This is a genomic window from Micromonospora sp. LZ37 (genome assembly GCF_059359015.1).
On record NZ_JCADBL010000001.1, the window covers coordinates 591866 to 607278 of the forward strand.

General features: G+C 75.5%; 13 protein-coding genes. 6 read left to right on the plus strand and 7 right to left on the minus strand.

Annotated elements, in window-relative coordinates:
- Positions 1-6: 6 nt before the first annotated feature.
- From cutA to AC5L3Z_RS02825, 3 genes are all read left to right on the plus strand, one after another.
- Positions 7-327: a divalent-cation tolerance protein CutA gene (gene cutA, locus AC5L3Z_RS02815; protein ID WP_494839210.1), complete on the plus strand. Its 321-nt coding sequence runs from the start codon at positions 7-9 to the stop codon at positions 325-327.
- A gap of 47 nt (positions 328-374) precedes the next feature.
- On the plus strand, positions 375-4145 hold the full coding sequence (locus tag AC5L3Z_RS02820) for an SCO7613 C-terminal domain-containing membrane protein (RefSeq protein ID WP_494839212.1): 3771 nt from the start codon (positions 375-377) through the stop codon (positions 4143-4145).
- 124 nt (positions 4146-4269) lie between these two features.
- Positions 4270-5322 carry a fatty acid desaturase family protein gene (locus tag AC5L3Z_RS02825; RefSeq protein WP_494839213.1) on the plus strand — a complete coding sequence of 351 codons (1053 nt, stop codon included), beginning with the start codon at positions 4270-4272 and terminating at the stop codon, positions 5320-5322.
- Between the two features lie 66 nt (positions 5323-5388).
- Here the strand turns inward: AC5L3Z_RS02825 and AC5L3Z_RS02830 are convergent, their stop codons facing one another.
- Positions 5389-6153 (minus strand): hypothetical protein, encoded by a 765-nt coding sequence (locus AC5L3Z_RS02830; RefSeq protein ID WP_494839215.1) that lies wholly within the window; start codon positions 6151-6153, stop codon positions 5389-5391.
- A gap of 213 nt (positions 6154-6366) precedes the next feature.
- On the opposite strand from AC5L3Z_RS02830, the gene AC5L3Z_RS02835 reads away from it, so the two are divergent.
- Together AC5L3Z_RS02835 and AC5L3Z_RS02840 are read left to right on the plus strand one after the other, a co-directional pair.
- Complete coding sequence (locus tag AC5L3Z_RS02835; RefSeq protein ID WP_494839216.1) at positions 6367-6660, plus strand: 4a-hydroxytetrahydrobiopterin dehydratase; 294 nt, start codon at positions 6367-6369, stop codon at positions 6658-6660.
- Positions 6657-7805, plus strand: coding sequence for an FHA domain-containing protein (locus tag AC5L3Z_RS02840; protein ID WP_494839218.1), 1149 nt, complete (start codon positions 6657-6659; stop codon positions 7803-7805). Before AC5L3Z_RS02835 ends, AC5L3Z_RS02840 begins: the two co-directional genes overlap by 4 nt.
- Before the next feature lie 67 nt (positions 7806-7872).
- On the opposite strand, the gene rocD is transcribed toward AC5L3Z_RS02840, so the two are convergent.
- The 3 genes from rocD to AC5L3Z_RS02855 form a co-directional block, all read right to left on the minus strand.
- A complete protein-coding gene (rocD, locus tag AC5L3Z_RS02845) occupies positions 7873-9087 on the minus strand; it encodes an ornithine--oxo-acid transaminase (protein ID WP_494839220.1) in 1215 nt (404 codons plus the stop codon).
- Positions 9084-9899 (minus strand): dimethylargininase, encoded by an 816-nt coding sequence (gene ddaH / locus AC5L3Z_RS02850; RefSeq protein WP_334534513.1) that lies wholly within the window; start codon positions 9897-9899, stop codon positions 9084-9086. The genes rocD and ddaH overlap by 4 nt, the downstream gene beginning before the upstream one ends.
- Before the next feature lie 330 nt (positions 9900-10229).
- Positions 10230-11033 carry a thrombospondin gene (locus tag AC5L3Z_RS02855; RefSeq protein ID WP_494839222.1) on the minus strand — a complete coding sequence of 268 codons (804 nt, stop codon included), beginning with the start codon at positions 11031-11033 and terminating at the stop codon, positions 10230-10232.
- 123 nt (positions 11034-11156) lie between these two features.
- Here AC5L3Z_RS02855 and AC5L3Z_RS02860 point away from each other — a divergent pair, with 123 nt between their 5' ends.
- Positions 11157-11966: an Fpg/Nei family DNA glycosylase gene (locus AC5L3Z_RS02860; protein WP_494839224.1), complete on the plus strand. Its 810-nt coding sequence runs from the start codon at positions 11157-11159 to the stop codon at positions 11964-11966.
- Positions 11967-11982: 16 nt separating this feature from the next.
- Here the strand turns inward: AC5L3Z_RS02860 and AC5L3Z_RS02865 are convergent, their stop codons facing one another.
- The 3 genes from AC5L3Z_RS02865 to AC5L3Z_RS02875 all read right to left on the minus strand — a co-directional run bounded on the left by AC5L3Z_RS02865 (position 11983) and on the right by AC5L3Z_RS02875 (position 15396).
- A complete protein-coding gene (locus AC5L3Z_RS02865; protein ID WP_494839226.1) occupies positions 11983-12849 on the minus strand; it encodes an aminoglycoside phosphotransferase family protein in 867 nt (288 codons plus the stop codon).
- A gap of 141 nt (positions 12850-12990) precedes the next feature.
- Positions 12991-13938, minus strand: coding sequence for an endonuclease domain-containing protein (locus AC5L3Z_RS02870; protein ID WP_494839591.1), 948 nt, complete (start codon positions 13936-13938; stop codon positions 12991-12993).
- 81 nt (positions 13939-14019) lie between these two features.
- Positions 14020-15396: an FAD-dependent oxidoreductase gene (locus AC5L3Z_RS02875; protein ID WP_494839228.1), complete on the minus strand. Its 1377-nt coding sequence runs from the start codon at positions 15394-15396 to the stop codon at positions 14020-14022.
- Positions 15397-15413 lie beyond the last annotated feature (17 nt).

Sequence of the window (15413 nt, forward strand, 5' to 3'; positions counted from 1 at the left end):
CGCCTCGTGGAGCAGATCTGCGTGGTGACGACGGTGGTGGACGCCCGGTCGGTCGCGGACGTGCTGGCGGCCGCGGCGGTGGCCGGCCGACTGGCCGCCTGCGCGCAGGTCGGCGGGAAGGTCGACAGCACCTACTGGTGGCGTGCCGGGGTGGAGACCAGCACCGAGTGGTCGGTGCAGTTCAAGACGGCGCCCGACCGGGTGGCCGCGCTGGTCGACCAGCTCCGCGGCACCCACCCGTACGAGGTGCCGGAGATCCTGGTCAGCCGGGTGGAGTGCGGCGACCCGGCGTACGTGGCCTGGGTGCACGAGAACACCCGCGACTAGGTACGCGCACTCTGGGCCGGGCCTCCGGCGGTGGCGAGGATGGCCGGGTGGAGAACACCGCCTACCCCTGCCCCGGCTGCGGCGCGCCGGCCGACCTGGTCCATGGCTGCTCCGGCTGCGACCGGCCGCCGTACCCGCTCGCCTCCGAGGTGATCCGGCTGGGCCGGGAGATCGTCGCGCTGGGGCGTGAGGTGGAGCGGGCGCGCGGGACGTACCAGGAGTTGTCCTCCCGGCTGCTCGCGGCGCAACGACGTCGTACGGAGCTGGCGGCCCGGGTCCGCGCCGAGGTCTCCGGGCCGGTGCCGGTCCCCGCCGGGCCGGTGCCGCCGGTCCTCGGGCCGCCGGTCCCGGCGCCGCCGACGGTGCCGGGGCGGCCGGAGTCCTCGACCCGGACGGTGCAGAGCCTGCTCTTCGTCCTCGGCGGACTGCTGCTCGGCACCGCGGCGGTGGTCTTCACCGCCGTCGCCTGGGCCGCCGTCGGGGTGGCCGGTCGGGCGCTGATCCTCGCCGCGTTCACCGCGCTCGCCTTGGCCGCGCCGCTGCTCACGGCGCGGCGCGGACTGCGCGGCACCGCGGAGACGTTCGCCGCGGTGGGGCTGCTGCTGGTCGTCCTCGACGGGTACGCCGCCTGGGCGGTCGACCTGTTCGGCGTCTCCGGCTGGCCGGGCACCCGGTACGCCGCGCTGGTCGGGGGGGCCGGCGCGGCGGTCGCCGCCGGATACGCCCGGCTCAGCCGGCTGACGGTGCCGTGGTTCGCGGCGCTGATCCTCGTGCAGCCGGTGCCGCCGCTGGCGGCGGTGGAGCTCTACCCCGGAGCCAGTGGCTGGACGCTGGCCCTGCTCGGGACGGCGCTGCTCGACGTCGGGGTGCTGGTCGCGCTGCGCCACCGGTCGGCGCCACCGGCGCTCCCGACCGCCGCGGCGCCGGTCGGGCCGCGCGGGGTCGGCCCCGCCGGGACCGCTCCGGTGCCCGGCGGCGCGGCCCCGGCCGACGACGCGGCGGCGACGGTCGGCGGGGGGCCGACCGAGGTCGCTGGTCAGGCGACGGTCGGCGGGGGGCCGACCGGGGCCAGCGGGGCGACGGTCGGCGGGGGGTCGACCGTCGCGGTGGGGGCGCGGCCCGGGGGGCCGGCGGCCGGCGGGGGGCCGGTCGCCGGGCCGCGGGGCACGACCGCGGTGGACGCCGCGCGGCTGCTCGCCTGGCTCTTCCTCGGTGGCGCCTCGGTGCTCGCCGCCGGCTGCGCGCTGGTGCCGCTCGCCGTGGGCCGGGCCGGTGGGCAGCCGCTGCTGGCCGGCGTGCCGATGCTGCTGGTGGGGCTGGTCCTGCTCGGCGCGGCGCTGGCCGCCGCAGGCCGGATCGTCCGGCAGGTCGCGGCCGGGCTGCTGGTGCCGCTGCTGGCCGCCGCCCTGCTCCGCCCGGTGGCCGAGCTGCGCGCCGGGCTCCTGCTGCTGGCGGCCGCCCTGGTGGCCGCCGCCCTGGCCGGGGCGGTCCGGCTGCTGCCGGAGCGGTTCCGCGCCGGGCCGCGGGTGGGGGCGCTGGTCGTCGCGGGCGGCCTCGCCCAGGTCGGCGCCCTCATCACGGTGGGGCTGGCCGGCGACGCGGTGAGCCGGTCGCTGCCCGCCTGGCGGGCCGGGGCGGCCGGTCCGGCGCTCTCCTGGGGGTGGCAGCTGCCGGTGGCCGTCGCGCTGACCGCCGCCGCCGTCGCGGTGCTGCTGCCCCGGGCGGCCCGCCCGGTGACGGCGCTGCTCGGGGTCGCGCTGACCGCCGCCGCCCTGCCGGCGGTGGCCGTCACGCCCTGGCCGGCGACGCTCGCCATCGACCTGGTCGTCGGCGTGGCGCTCCTGCTGGTCGCGGTCCGGCCGGGGTGCCGGAACCCGACGGCGCTGGTCGGTGCGCTGGCCGCCGCCGCCCTGGTCGGACACGGCCTGCTGGTGGGGTGTGCCGAGCCGGTGGGGCTGCTGGTGGCGCTCGGCGTCGTGGCGGCGGCCGGCGCGGTGGCGGCGCTGCGGACCGGTCAGGGCAGCGCGGTGCAGCGCGGCGTCGCCGGGGTGGCGCTGGCCGTGGCGCTGCTCGCCGTACCGGCCGGGGTGGTGGTCGCGCTCTTCGCCGCCGGGGCGCCGCCCTGGTGGCAGCTGCGGGGTGGACTGGCCGCCGCGGCGCTGCTGCTCGCCCCGGTCGTCGCGCTCCGCCGGCACCGGCCCGACCTCGACGGGTACGCCTCGACCGCGCTGGCCGTGGCGCTCGCCGGACTCGCGCCGGCACCGCTGGTCGTACCGGGCGGGGAGCCGGTGGCGCTCTACGCCGCCGTGGCCGTGCTGGTGCTGGCCCTCGCCGACCGGCGGGAGGAGGCCGACGGTGCGGTGAGGGTGGTCGGCGTCGGGCTGGCCGGGCTGACGGTGCTCGCCGCCGCGCCGGCCGCCCTGGCGGCGCTCGTCTCGCCGTACGACGGGGTGGCCCGGCCCTGGTCGGGGGCGCCCGGGGTGGAGCCGGTCCCCGGCGCGCCGGCCGCCGGGGTGGCCCTGCTGGCGCTGGCGGTCGCCGCCGCGCTGGTGGCCGGGCGGCTCCGCGGCGGCCGCGCCACGTCGGTGGTGGCCGCGCTGCCGTTCGGGGCGGCCGCGCTGCCGGTGCTGCTGGTGGCGGCCGCCGCGCCGTGGCCGGTCGTCCCGGCGGCGGTGCTGCTGACCGGGGTGTCGACGTTGCTGGCCGTCGCGCTGGCCGAACCTGGTCCGGGCGACCCGGCTGCGCCGGCCGGAACGGCTCCGGCATCGGGCGAGCGGCCTGCCGCGCCGGGCGACCCGGGTCCGGCGACGCCGGGCCCGCGCCGGTCGGGCGGCCCGCCGGCCCTGCTCGGGCTGGTCGGTGCGCCGGTCGGGCTGGCCTGGACCCTGCTCGGCTTCCTCGGCCTGCAGGCCACCCGGGCCGGCACCCTGGCCGGGCTGGCCCTGCTGGTGGTGGCGGCGGTGGTGGTGGGCGCCGCCGGCCGCCGGCCCGAGGTCCGGCTGCTGGGCTGCCTGACGGCGGTGGCCGCGACCACCGGCCTCGCGGTGACCGCGCCGGTCGCGGCGGGGCTGCCGCTGCGTACGGCCGGCTTCGCGGTGCTCGCGGTGGCGGTGACGGTGCTGCTGGTCGCGCCGGTGCTGTCCCGCCGGGTTCCGGTGGTCGGGGCGGCGATGGAGGCGGCGGCCCAGGCGGTCGCGCTGGTGGCGCTGCTGCTCACCGCCCCCTCGGCGCGGCACGCCGCCGCGGTCTGCGTGCTCTGGGGCGCCGCGGTCGCGCTGCGGGTGCTGCGGCGCGGGGAGTCGACCGCCCGCCGGTGGCTCTTCGCCGGCATCGCCGGGTCGAGCGAGCTGCTCGGCGCCTGGCTGCTGCTCGCCGCCGGCCGGGTGCTGCTGCTGGAGGCGTACACCCTCCCGGCGGCCGGGCTGGCGCTCGCTGCCGGCGTGGTGGCGCTGCGGACCCGGCCGGGGCTGACCAGTTGGCTCGCCCTCGGCCCGGGCCTCGCCGCCGGGCTGCTGCCCGGCCTGGTGTCGGTGCTGGTGGCCCCCGAACCGCAGCCGTGGCGGCGGCTGCTGCTCGGCGCCGCCGCGCTGGGCGTGGTGCTGGCCGGCGCGACCCGGCGGTGGCAGGCGCCGGTCCTGCTCGGCGGGGCGACGCTGGCCCTGCTGGCCCTGCACGAGCTGGCCCGGGGCTGGGACCTGCTGCCCCGCTGGATCTTCCTGGCCGCCGGGGGGCTGGCACTGATCGCCCTGGCCGCCACCTACGAGCGGCGCCGCCGCGACCTGGTGCGGCTGCGGGTGGCGGTGGGGCGGATGGGCTGAGGTAGGGAGAGCCCCACCCGCTGTTCGGGGGCCAACATGATTACGCAGCGCAATCATCGGTGCCAGGATCGAGGGTGGGGCCGCTACCGGAGCGTGGCCCGTACCGAGGATTCGAGGAGCGGACATGACGCCTTCAGCCGTGGCGGAGCAGCCGTCACGACGCGGCAGTGACTACGCGCTGTTGTCCCGACGAATCAGCGATGCGGGTCTGCTGCAACGGCGGCCCAGCCGGTACGTGGCCCGGGTCGTGCTGACGGTGGGCTTCTTCGTGGCGGGCTGGGCCGCGGTGGTGGTGGTCGGTGACTCCTGGGCCCAGCTGCTGCTCGCGGTGGTGCTGGCGGTGGCCACCACCCAGGTGGCGTTCCTCGGCCACGACGTCGGGCACCGGCAGATGTTCCGCCGTCGGGGCCCGAGCGAGCTCACCGGGCTGCTGGCCGGCAACCTGGCCGTCGGGCTCAGCTACGGCTGGTGGGTCGACAAGCACAACCGGCACCACGCCAACCCGAACCACACCGACGACGACCCGGACGTCGGGGCGGGCGCACTGGTCTGGACGTACGAGCAGGCCGAGGCCACCCGGGGCGTCGGCCGGTGGCTCGCCCGGCGGCAGGCGTGGCTGTTCTTCCCGATGCTGCTGCTGGAGGGGTTCAACCTGCACGTGGCCGCCGTCCGGGCGCTGGTCGGGCGGGATCCGGACGGCCGCTGGCGGACGCCGGTGCGGCACCGGACGGTGGAGATCCTGCTGCTGGGCGCGCACACCGTCGGCTACCTGGGCCTGCTGTTCACCGTGATGTCCCCGGGCCGGGCGCTCGCCTTCATCGCCGTCCACCAGGGGCTCTGGGGGCTCTACATGGGCTGCGCGTTCGCCCCGAACCACAAGGGCATGCCGATGCCCACCGCCGCCGACGAGCTGGACTTCCTGCGCAAGCAGGTGCTCACCTCGCGCAACGTCCGGGGCGGCCGGCTGGTGGACCTGGCGCTCGGCGGGCTCAACTACCAGATCGAGCACCACCTGTTCCCGAACATGCCGCGGGGCAACCTGCGCCGGGCCCGCCCGATCGTGCGGGCGTACTGCGCCGAACGGGGGGTCCGTTACGCGGAGACCGGGCTGGTCGAGTCGTACCGGCAGGCGCTGGCGCACCTGCACGAGGTGGGGCGGCCGCTGCGCGGCCGGTGACGCCCGGTACGTGCGGCGGGGCGGCACCGGTCGGTGCCGCCCCGCCGTCGTCGGTCGTCGCGTCCGTCAGCCGCCGAAGGACTTGATCAGCTCCGCCGGAGCCTCCTCGGTCTGGCTCGCCGGCGGCTTCTGCGGGTCGACCGCGGCACCGAAGTCGGTGTAGGTGGTCCGCATCTTGCCCAGCGCGGGCAGCAGCACGCTGGTGTCGACCACCAGTTCGGTCAGCCGGCCCTGCTCGTCGGTCTTGGCGGTGAAGGGCACCGCCGAGGCCTTCTCGCCGAGCGACTTGATGTTCTCGTCGTCCGGCTTGGCCTTGGTGTAGTCCAGGGTGCCGGCGTAGCTGCGCTCGCCGGTCTTCTCGACCTCGGTGACCCCCTTGATCATCTGCTTGGCACCGCCCGGGTCGCCGTCCGGCATCAGGTTCATCCGGCCGTTCGGGCCGAGCTTGGTGGTGTCCATGTGCAGCCACTTGTTGGGCATGCCGGACATCCCGGAGATCTTCAGCCAGGCGTCGTCGCCGATGGTGACCATCCGGAACTTGCCGGAGCGGCCCATGTCCAACGTCATGTCGGCGGTCTTCGCCTTCGGGTCCAGCAGGCCGCCACCGTTGAGGACGGCGGACTTGATGGTGACCCGCGAACTCTGCTCGTTGAGCTTCGTCGAGGCGGCGGTCAGCTCGGCCAGCGGATCGGCCTTGGCGGCCGGGGCGGCGGAAGAGGCGCCGGTGGCGGCTGGAGCGTCGGCTCCGGTCTGGTTGCCGCACCCGGTCAGACCGAGACCGAGCGCGGCGACGAGCGCGACCCCCGTGGTCGCCAGCCGTCGAGTGTTCATCGTGGATTTCTCCTCGCGGAAGGGTGGGCCGGGACCGGCGCTGCGCACCGACCCCGGCCGGGCCGTCGGTCAGCGTAGCGACCGAGGGCGACAGTAGGGCGTCGGTGTCCGGTTCTGACTGCGGCTGGTGCCCCGCCGGTGACTCATGGTGAGTGGATCTGTGGCCCGGTGCCGTCTCCGGCCTGATGGTGAGGGCACCGGTAGGGTCGGACCATGGCAGACCTGCTCACCGCCGAGGCGGTGCGAGAAGAGCTGGGCGGGCTGACGGAGTGGTCCGGCGACCCGGGCGGGATCACCCGCACCGTGCAGCTGGCCGGCTTTCCGGACGCCATCGCGGTGGTCGACCGGGTGGCGGTGGTGGCCGAGACGCTCGACCACCATCCCGACATCGACATCCGGTGGCGGACCCTGACCTTCCGCTGCGTCACCCACTCCGCCGGTGGGGTCACCCACCGTGACGTGGAGTTGGCGCGTCAGATCGACGACATCGTCCGGAGCGTCCAATGAGATTCGAGATCAGCAAGGTGCTGGACGCCATCGAGGGACGGGTCTGCACCGACCCGTCGCTGGCCCGCGCCGTCCTCGACCTGGCCGAGGTGATCCGCTACCAGGACCTCGACGGCGGCCGGCCGGCGAGCCTGCTCCGGCTCGGCATGGTGATCGACGCCCTCTCCCGCGAGCTGGAGGAGGACAGCGTCCCGGTCTACGCGGTGGTCCACCGGGCCCTGCTCTCCGACGCCGACCTGACCTCCAACGAGCGGATGGTGGTCCGGCGCTGGGCCGACGACGGTCTGGTGGAGGTCCTCGACAACCCCGGCGACCGGATGCTGGAGGTGGCCGACCTGCTCGGCCTCCCGCTGCTCACCCGAGTCCGCTTCGACGGCCTGCGCGGACGCTTCCCCTGGCTGGTCGAGCAGCCGGGGCGGGTGCTCGCCCCGGTACCGGGCGCCGGCGGTCCGGCCCTGCTCGCGCACGTCGGCGGCGGCCACACCCCGGTCGAGGGGGACCGGTCACCGGTCGGCGCGAAGCTGCTGGCCCGGCAGTGGCGCTGCACCGAGCCGGGTTGCGCGCTCTTCGGCGGCGGCGGGGGCGGCGGCGCCTTCGCCGACCTGGCCCGGGTGGACCGCGCCCCGGCCGGCCAGCCGCCGCCCACCCTGCGCAACGGCGTACCGACCTGCCCGCGGCACGGTGTCCGGCTGGGCGACGGCGGTCCCCGGCCGCGGACCGAGGTGCTCGCCGTACGCGTCGGCGGGCTGATCCGCCGACGGTTCGTACTCACAGAGGAGCAGCCCGTGCTGGTCGGGCGGGCGCCGGACACCAGCGGCGGGATCATGCTCGGCCAGTGGCTCAACGACGAGGCGCGACGCTGGATCAGCCGCAGCCACATCCGGCTGGAGCTGCGGGTCGGCGAGGTGATCGTGACCGACGTCAGCACCAACGGCTCCGGCATCCGGCCCAACGGGTCGATGACCGAGTCGGAGCGGGTGCCGCTCGCGCCGAACCAGTCCCGGGTGCTCTCCGGCGCCGACATGGTCGAGCTCTACCCGGGTGTGCAGATCGGCCGGGCCGGCGAACTCCCCACCGGCGCACCCTTCACCCCCACCTCCGTGATGGCCGAGGCCCCCACGATGGCGATGCGCCTGCCCCGCTGAGGGCGGGCGAACGAAAGGCGGGCGCCGGGACCGAGGTCCCGACGCCCGCCTTTTTCCGTTCGGAAAATCAGCCGGCCAGCACGGCGGCGAGCTGCGCCACCGCGTGGTCGATCTCCTCTTCGGTGATCACCAGCGGCGGGGCCAGCCGGATGGTGGAGCCGTGGGTGTCCTTGGCGAGGACGCCGCGCTCCATCAGCCGCTCGCAGGCCTGACGGCCGCTCATCAGCGCCGGGTCGATGTCCACCCCGGCCCAGAGGCCGCGGACCCGGACGGCGACCAGGCCCTTGCCGAGCAGCCCCTCCAGGCCGGCCCGCAGCCGCTCGCCCAGCTCGGCGGAGCGGCGCTGGAACTCGCCGGTGGCGAGCAGCCGGACCACCTCGGTGGCCACCGCGCAGGCGAGCGGGTTGCCGCCGAAGGTCGAGCCGTGCTGGCCCGGCTTGAGCACGCCCAGCACGTCCGCGTTCGCGGCGACCGCCGAGACCGGCACGATGCCGCCGCCGAGCGCCTTGCCCAGCAGGTACATGTCCGGCACGACGCCCTCGTGGTCGCAGGCGAAGGTGTGCCCGGTCCGGCCCAGGCCGGACTGGATCTCGTCGGCGATGAAGAGCACGTTGCGCTCGGTGCAGACCCGGCGCACGCCCGACAGGTAGCCCTCCGGCGGCAGCACGACGCCCTGCTCGCCCTGGATCGGCTCCAGCAGCACGGCGACGGTGTTCTCGTCGATCGCGGCGGCGAGGGCGTCCAGGTCGCCGTAGGGGACGACCGTGAAGCCCGGGGTGTACGGCCCGAAGTCGGCGCGGGCGTCCTCGTCGGTGGAGAAGCTGACGATGGTCGTCGTCCGGCCGTGGAAGTTGCCCTCGGCGACCACGATGTTGGCCTGGCCGGGGGTGACGCCCTTGACCTGGTAGCCCCACTTGCGGGCGACCTTCACGCCGGTCTCGACCGCCTCGGCGCCGGTGTTCATCGGCAGGACCAGGTCCTTGCCGCAGAGCTCGGCCAGCTCCTTGCAGAAGTCGGCGAACTGGTCGTGGATGAAGGCGCGGCTGGTGAGCGTCAGCCGGTCGAGCTGCTCGTGGGCGGCCCGGATCAGCGTCGGGTGCCGGTGGCCGAAGTTCAGCGCCGAGTAGCCGGCGAGGCAGTCCAGGTAGCGACGGCCGTCCACGTCGGTGAGCCAGGCGCCCTCGGCGGAGGAGATCACCACCGGCAGCGGGTGGTAGTTGTGCGCGGTGTGCTTCTCCGCGTCCCGTACCGCGGCCGGAGTCCGCAGCATGTCCTCGATCACTTGCTCGCCTTTCCCTGACGGAGTCGCAACGTGCAGCACTTCGGTCCGCCGCCGGCCTTACGCAGCTCGGACAGGTCGATCCCGATGGTCTCGTAACCCCGGTCGCGCAGCTTCGCGGCCAGGTCGGTGGCCTGCGCCGGCAGCACCACGTGCCGGCCGTCGCTGACCGCGTTCAGCCCCAGCACCTCGGCGTCGGCCATGGTGGCGTGCACCGCGTCGGGGTAGAGCCGACGCAGCACCGCCTGGCTGCCGGGGGAGAACGCCTCCGGAAGGTACGCCACGGTCCGCTCGTCGAGCACGGTCAGGGCGGTGTCCAGGTGGTAGAAGCGCGGGTCGACCAGCTGCATCGTGATCACCGGGTAGCCGAAGACCTCCTGCAGCTGCGCGTGCGAGGCGTGCGCGGTGCGGAAGCCGGTGCCGGCGAGCAGGTGGTCGCCGACCAGCAGGACGTCGCCCTCGCCCTCGTTGACGTGCTTCGGGTCGTACATCTCGAAGCCGGCGGCCTCGAACCAGGCGCGGTAGGCGGGGGCCTCGTCGGCGCGCTGCGGGTCGCGGAACTGCACGGCCATCGCCTTGTCGTCGATGACGGTCCCGCCGTTGGCGGCGAAGACCATGTCCGGCAGGCCGGCGACCGGGTCGATCAGCTCGACGGAGTGGCCCAGGTCGAGGTAGGTCTGGCGCAGCCGCTCCCACTGCCGGATCGCCAGGTCGGCGTCGACCGGCGCGGTCGGGTCCATCCACGGGTTGATGGCGTAGTCGACGGCGAAGTACGTCGGCCGGCACATCAGGAAGCGCTGGCTGGTGGCGTCCATCGTCATGTCCTGCTCCTGGGGGTCGGGCGCGCCCGGCCACCGTGGCCCACGGGCTGGCGCCGTTGGTCAACGGTATGCGGCCCCGGCCGACGACATCCACCATGAAGGCTTGCGTACGCCGACGGATCATTGCGTCTGCGGTCGGTCGACCGGTGATTCGTTGCGTCGACGCTCACGACGACGGGGCCGCCCCCTCCTTGGGAGGGAACGGCCCCGGACGTGCTTCGGGGGCGGCGAACCGCCGCCCCCGAAAGGATGCGTGCCCGGCTGGTGAACCACCAGGCTGGTCGGGCGTCGCCGGCGCACCACCGGCGAGCGGAAAAGTGCCCGTCAGAAGCGGTCCACAAACTGTGAGTCGAGCCACTCGCGCAGCCGGCCCACCCAGTCGCCGTCGGTGGTCGGCCAGTCGAACTGGCCGGTGAACGCGACGATGCCCAGCACCACGGCGGCGAGACCGACCAGCATCCCGATCAGCGCGTCGGTCTTGCCGGCGACGTGCCGGCGCCGGGTCGCCCGCAGGCCGAGGACGGAGAGCACCGCGCCGACCGCGCCGAGGGCGATGCCGTAGCCGGCCAGGGCGCCGGTGAGCACGAAGAGCGCGCCCGCCACTGCGACGATCAGGCCGATGGTGGCCAGCAGGCTGGCCCGCGGCTTCGGACCGGCGACGACCGGCGCCTCGTCCGGGTCCGAGCGGTCCCGGGAGTCGACGGTGCGCTTGGCGGCCCGGTCCAGGTCGACCGTCCGGTCGTCCGCCGGCGCGGCGTCCTCGTCGCGGTGCCCGAGCGGGCGGCCCGGCGCGGCGTCGGCGTCGCCGTGCCCGAGCGGGCGGGCCGGGGTACGCGGCTCGTCGTCGACCGGCGCGACCCGGCCGGACGGTCCGCGCCGCGGGTCGTCGCCGTGTCGGGCGGTGGCGGCGCGGGCCAGCGCGGCCCGCTCGGCCGCGCGGCGCTCCGCGTCGGCGTCCGGCGCGTCGCCGGCGGCGGCGTTGCTGCGGTACGTGGTGCGGTCCGCGTCGCGATCGGTGACCACCGGCCGGGTGTCGCCCGGCGCCCCGTCACGCTCGTCGATCCGCCCGTCATCGTTGCTGTCCTGCGCCGGCACGCTGCGCCGCCGCGACAGAGAAGGAATGTTCACCCTGACACCTCCTGGTCCGTGCGTGGAGGCCTCGTATCGTCGGTGGCAGCCACGCGGGTTACGCACCGTGAAGTACCCCGTGCGTCCGTTCGTCACACTCCGGCCCGGCGCTACCGTTGACCGGTGCCAGAGGGACACACCATCCACCGCCTGGCGGCCCGGCACGCCGAGCTCTTCGCCGGTGACAAGCTGACCGCCGCCAGCCCGCAGGGCCGCTTCGCCGAGGGCGCCGCCCGGCTCTCCGGCACCGTCCTCGACGGCACCGAGGCGTACGGCAAGCACCTGCTGCACCACTACGCCGGCGAGCTGACCCTGCACGTCCACCTCGGGCTGTACGGAAAGTTCACCGACGGGCCGGGGGAGCCGCCGCCCCCGGTGGGGCAGGTCCGGCTGCGCCTGACCAGTGACCGGCACTGGCTCGACCTGCGCGGCCCCACCGCCTGCGAGCTGCTCACCCCGGCAGAGGTGGCCGCGCTGCGGGGCCGGCTCGGCCCGGACCCGCTGCGCGGCGACGCCGACCCGGCCCGCGCGTACGCCCGGATCCGGCGCAGCCCCACGCCGCTGGCCGCGCTGCTGCTGGACCAGTCGGTGGTGGCCGGCACCGGCCTGATCTTCGTGACCGAGGCGCTGTTCCGGGGCGGGCTGCCGCCCACCCTCCCCGGCCGGCAGCTCACCCCGGCCGGCTGGGAGGCGCTCTGGGCCGACCTGGTCGAGCTGATGACCTGGGCCGTCCTGCGCGGCCGGATCGACACCGTGCGGGACGCCCACCTGCCCGAGGCGATGGGCCGCGCCGCCCGCGTCGACCGGCACGGCGGCGAGGTGTACGTCTACCGCCGCCCCGGCGACCCCTGCCACGTCTGCGGCACGGCGGTCAGCCGGGGCGAGCTGGCCGGCCGCAACCTCTACTGGTGCCCCACCTGCCAGACCTCCTGACCGGGTTCGGGGCGGTTCAGTCGTCGTCGACGAGCCAGCGGACCACCTCGACCTGGTTGGTGAGGACGGTCTCCCCGTCCGTGCTCCAGGCCAGCGTCTGCCCGATGGTCCAGCCGCGCACCCGCTCCCGGTCCAGCCCCAGCTCGCCGGTGATCCGGTCGAGCCGGCGGCGCACCGCGGCGGGCGAGTGACCCAGCTCGGGGCCGCGCACGATCGGCGCCACGGAGAACTCCCGCTCACCGGCGAGCGGCTTCGGGTCGATCACCAGCCAGGGCTCCCGGGTCGCCCGCAGCACGTTGCCGGCGTGCAGGTCCTGGTTGACCAGCACCTGCTCGCCCTGGCTGCCGACCAGTTCGGCGAGCCGCCCGAGCGCCGCGTCGAGCAGCCGCCGCTCGTACGGCCGGCCGGTCCGCGCCCAGTGCAGCGGCAGGCGCGTCAGCCAGCCCGCGGCCTCCTCGGCCAGCGGGGTGAACGGTGCGCCGGCCGGCCGCCACAGCCGGGGCAGCAGGCCGGCGACCACGTCCAGCGCCTCGTCGGGCGGAATCCGGTGCAGCGCCGAACCCGGCCGGCACCGCTCCACCAGCAGCGCCCGCCGCTCGGGATCGTGGGCGAGCAGCCGGACCGCCCCGTCGCCGTCCCAACGCGCCAGCGCGTCCCCCTCGTGCCGGCTGTCCGGCTCGGGGTACTGGAGTTTCAGCACCGCGGCGGTGCCGTCGGGCAGCTCGGCCGGCATCGCGAGGGAGGCGAAGGCGTACGGGAACGGTGGTCCGAGCCGCAGCGACCACCGGTCGGCGCACTCGTCCCGCAAGCGGGGCAGCGTCGCCAGCCAGTCCCGCCCGTCGGGCATCCGCCGTACCCACTCCAACCCCGCCGGGATCTCCACCCGGCCATCCTGCCCGCCACGGCCGTGCCGGACTCACCCTTCCCGGTGGCGACCGCGCCCTTGCCCGGCCGCGCGATGCCTCGCTCCGGGTGCGTTTCTTGTCGCCATAGCGGCAACAGACGCACCCGGAGCCCGCAAGGGTCAGGGGCGCCAACCAGCGGCCGTCAACGCGGCGCGTAGTTGGGCCGCCACCTCGTCGGGCCGGCGGCGAACGTCGAAGGCGGTGAACCGGAGGATGCGATCCCCCTCAATCCAGATCTGGTTCTGCCGCCGCAGGTCCGCCGCCCAGTGCCGGACGTCCATGTGGTGCCCGCCGTCGACCTCGACGTGCAGGCCCCAACGTCGCCAGTAGGCGTCCAGGTAACGCACCCGTCCGTTGGCGTCGCGCCGCCTTTCCTGACCCTCGGGAACGGGTAGGCCATGCCGCCGGCAGAGCCGGACCAGGTCGATCTCCGACAGCGCCTCGGCTCCGCCGGTGATGTCCCGCAGGGTCTGCCGGATCAGGAGCCGGCGGTGGACCCGTGGCATCCGCTCCAGCACCACGCCGATCTCGTCCGGCGTGACCCGGCGCTGCTGGCAGCCGGCCGCCAGAATCTCCTGCGCCTGGTCGTCCGTGCGGGCCCACCCGGCGGCGTCCACCAGGGAGCGCGCCATGCCGGTCCGGTCAGGGTGGCCGCGCTGGCGGTCCTCGGCCGGTAGGTCACGGGTGCGGCGGACCCGGACGGCCGGCAGCCCTGGTGGAAGCCGCCGCAGCAGATCCGCGGCCCGCCGACCGTGCGGCACGAGCACGTCGACGACCTCGTACCGCCAGTTGCCACGCAGCCCCGCCGCCTGCGCCGCGGCCAGTCCGGCGAGGACAGCGCCCTGCCCCGCGGCGAGCACCGCCACCCACCACTGCTGTTCCCGGTGGAACGTCGCGCGCGGGTCGCCCACCCGGAGCAGCCCTCGGCAAAGCCGGTGCCAGCGTCCCGTGGCGAGGCGGTGCCGCACCGCCGACGGAGCCAACTCCCTGGTCGCCTGCCCCCACGTGAGCACCCCCGACTGGGTGAACAGCAGCCAGTCCAACCCTGACGCGTCGTCCGCCGGCATCCGCACCCCGCGATCCCACTGGAATTCGGGTGCGGTGGTTGTCGTCCGGGCGACAAGAACCGCACTCAAAGCCGACCGAGGTCAGCGGCGGGAGGCGGCCAGGGTGTCGACGGCCTTGCGGGCGGCGATCAGCACCGGGTCCCAGACCGGCGAGAACGGCGGGGCGTAGCCGAGGTCGAGCCCGGTCATGTCGTCCACGGTCATGCCGTTCCAGAGCGCCACCGCCAAGGCGTCGATCCGCTTCGCCGCCTCGGATCGGCCGACGATCTGGGCGCCGAGCAGCCGGCCGGTGGGACGCTCGGCGATCAGCTTGACCATCATCGGCTGGGCGCCCGGGTAGTAGCCGGCGCGGCTGGTGGACTCGACGATGACGGTGACGAACTCGAAGCCGGCCGCCGTGGCGTCCCGCTCGCGCAGCCCGGTCCGCCCCACCTCCAGGTCGCACACCTTGGTGACCGAGGTGCCGATCACGCCGGGAAAGGTGGCGTACCCGCCGCCGATGTTGATCCCGGCGACCCGGCCCTGCTTGTTGGCGTGGGTGCCGAGCGGGATGTGCACCGGCATGCCGCTGACCAGGTGCAGGGTCTCCACGCAGTCACCCGCCGCCCAGACGTCGGGTACCCCGGGCACCCGCATCCGCCGGTCCACCCGGATCCCGCCGGTGGGTCCGAGCGGCAGGCCGGCGGCCTCGGCGAGCGCGGTGTTGGGGCGTACCCCCAGGCCGAGGACCACGACGTCGGCCGGCACCGGGCCGTCCGGGGTGACCACGGCGGACACCCGGCCGTCGCGTTCCTCGACGCCGGTCACGGTCGTGCCGGTACGGACCTCGACGCCCAGCCCGCGTATCGCCTCCACCACCAGCGCGGCCATGTCGGGGTCCACCGTGGACATCGGCTGCTCGGCCTGCTCGACGAGGGTGACCGAGAGCCCGCACTCGATCATCGCCTCGGCCATCTCCACCCCGATGTAGCCGCCGCCGACCACCACCGCCCGGCGGGGCGCCGGGTCCCCGTTGAGCCACTCGCGCAGCGCGGCGCCGTCGTCGAGGGTCTGCATGCCGAAGATCCCCGCGGTGCCGGTGGCCCAGGACGGCTGCACCGGGACGGCGCCGGTCGCGTACACCAGGGTGTCGAACCGCTCGCGGACCTGGCGGCCACCGTCGACCTCCCGGGCGACGACCTCGCGGCGCTCCAGGTCGATGCCGGTGACCTCGGTGCGTAGCCGCACGTCGATGGCGAAGTCGTCGCGGAAGGTGGCCGGGTCGCGGGCGATGAGCTGGTCCCGTTCCGGGACCACCCCGCTGATCCAGTACGGGATGCCGCAGGCCGAGTAGGAGGTGAAGTGCCCCCGCTCGAACGCGACGATCTCGAGGTCGTCACGGTTTCGGCGGCGGCGGGCCTGGGACGCCGCCGCCATGCCGCCCGCGTCCCCGCCGATGACGATCAGCCGTTGGGTCACGATGCCCAGTCTTCCAT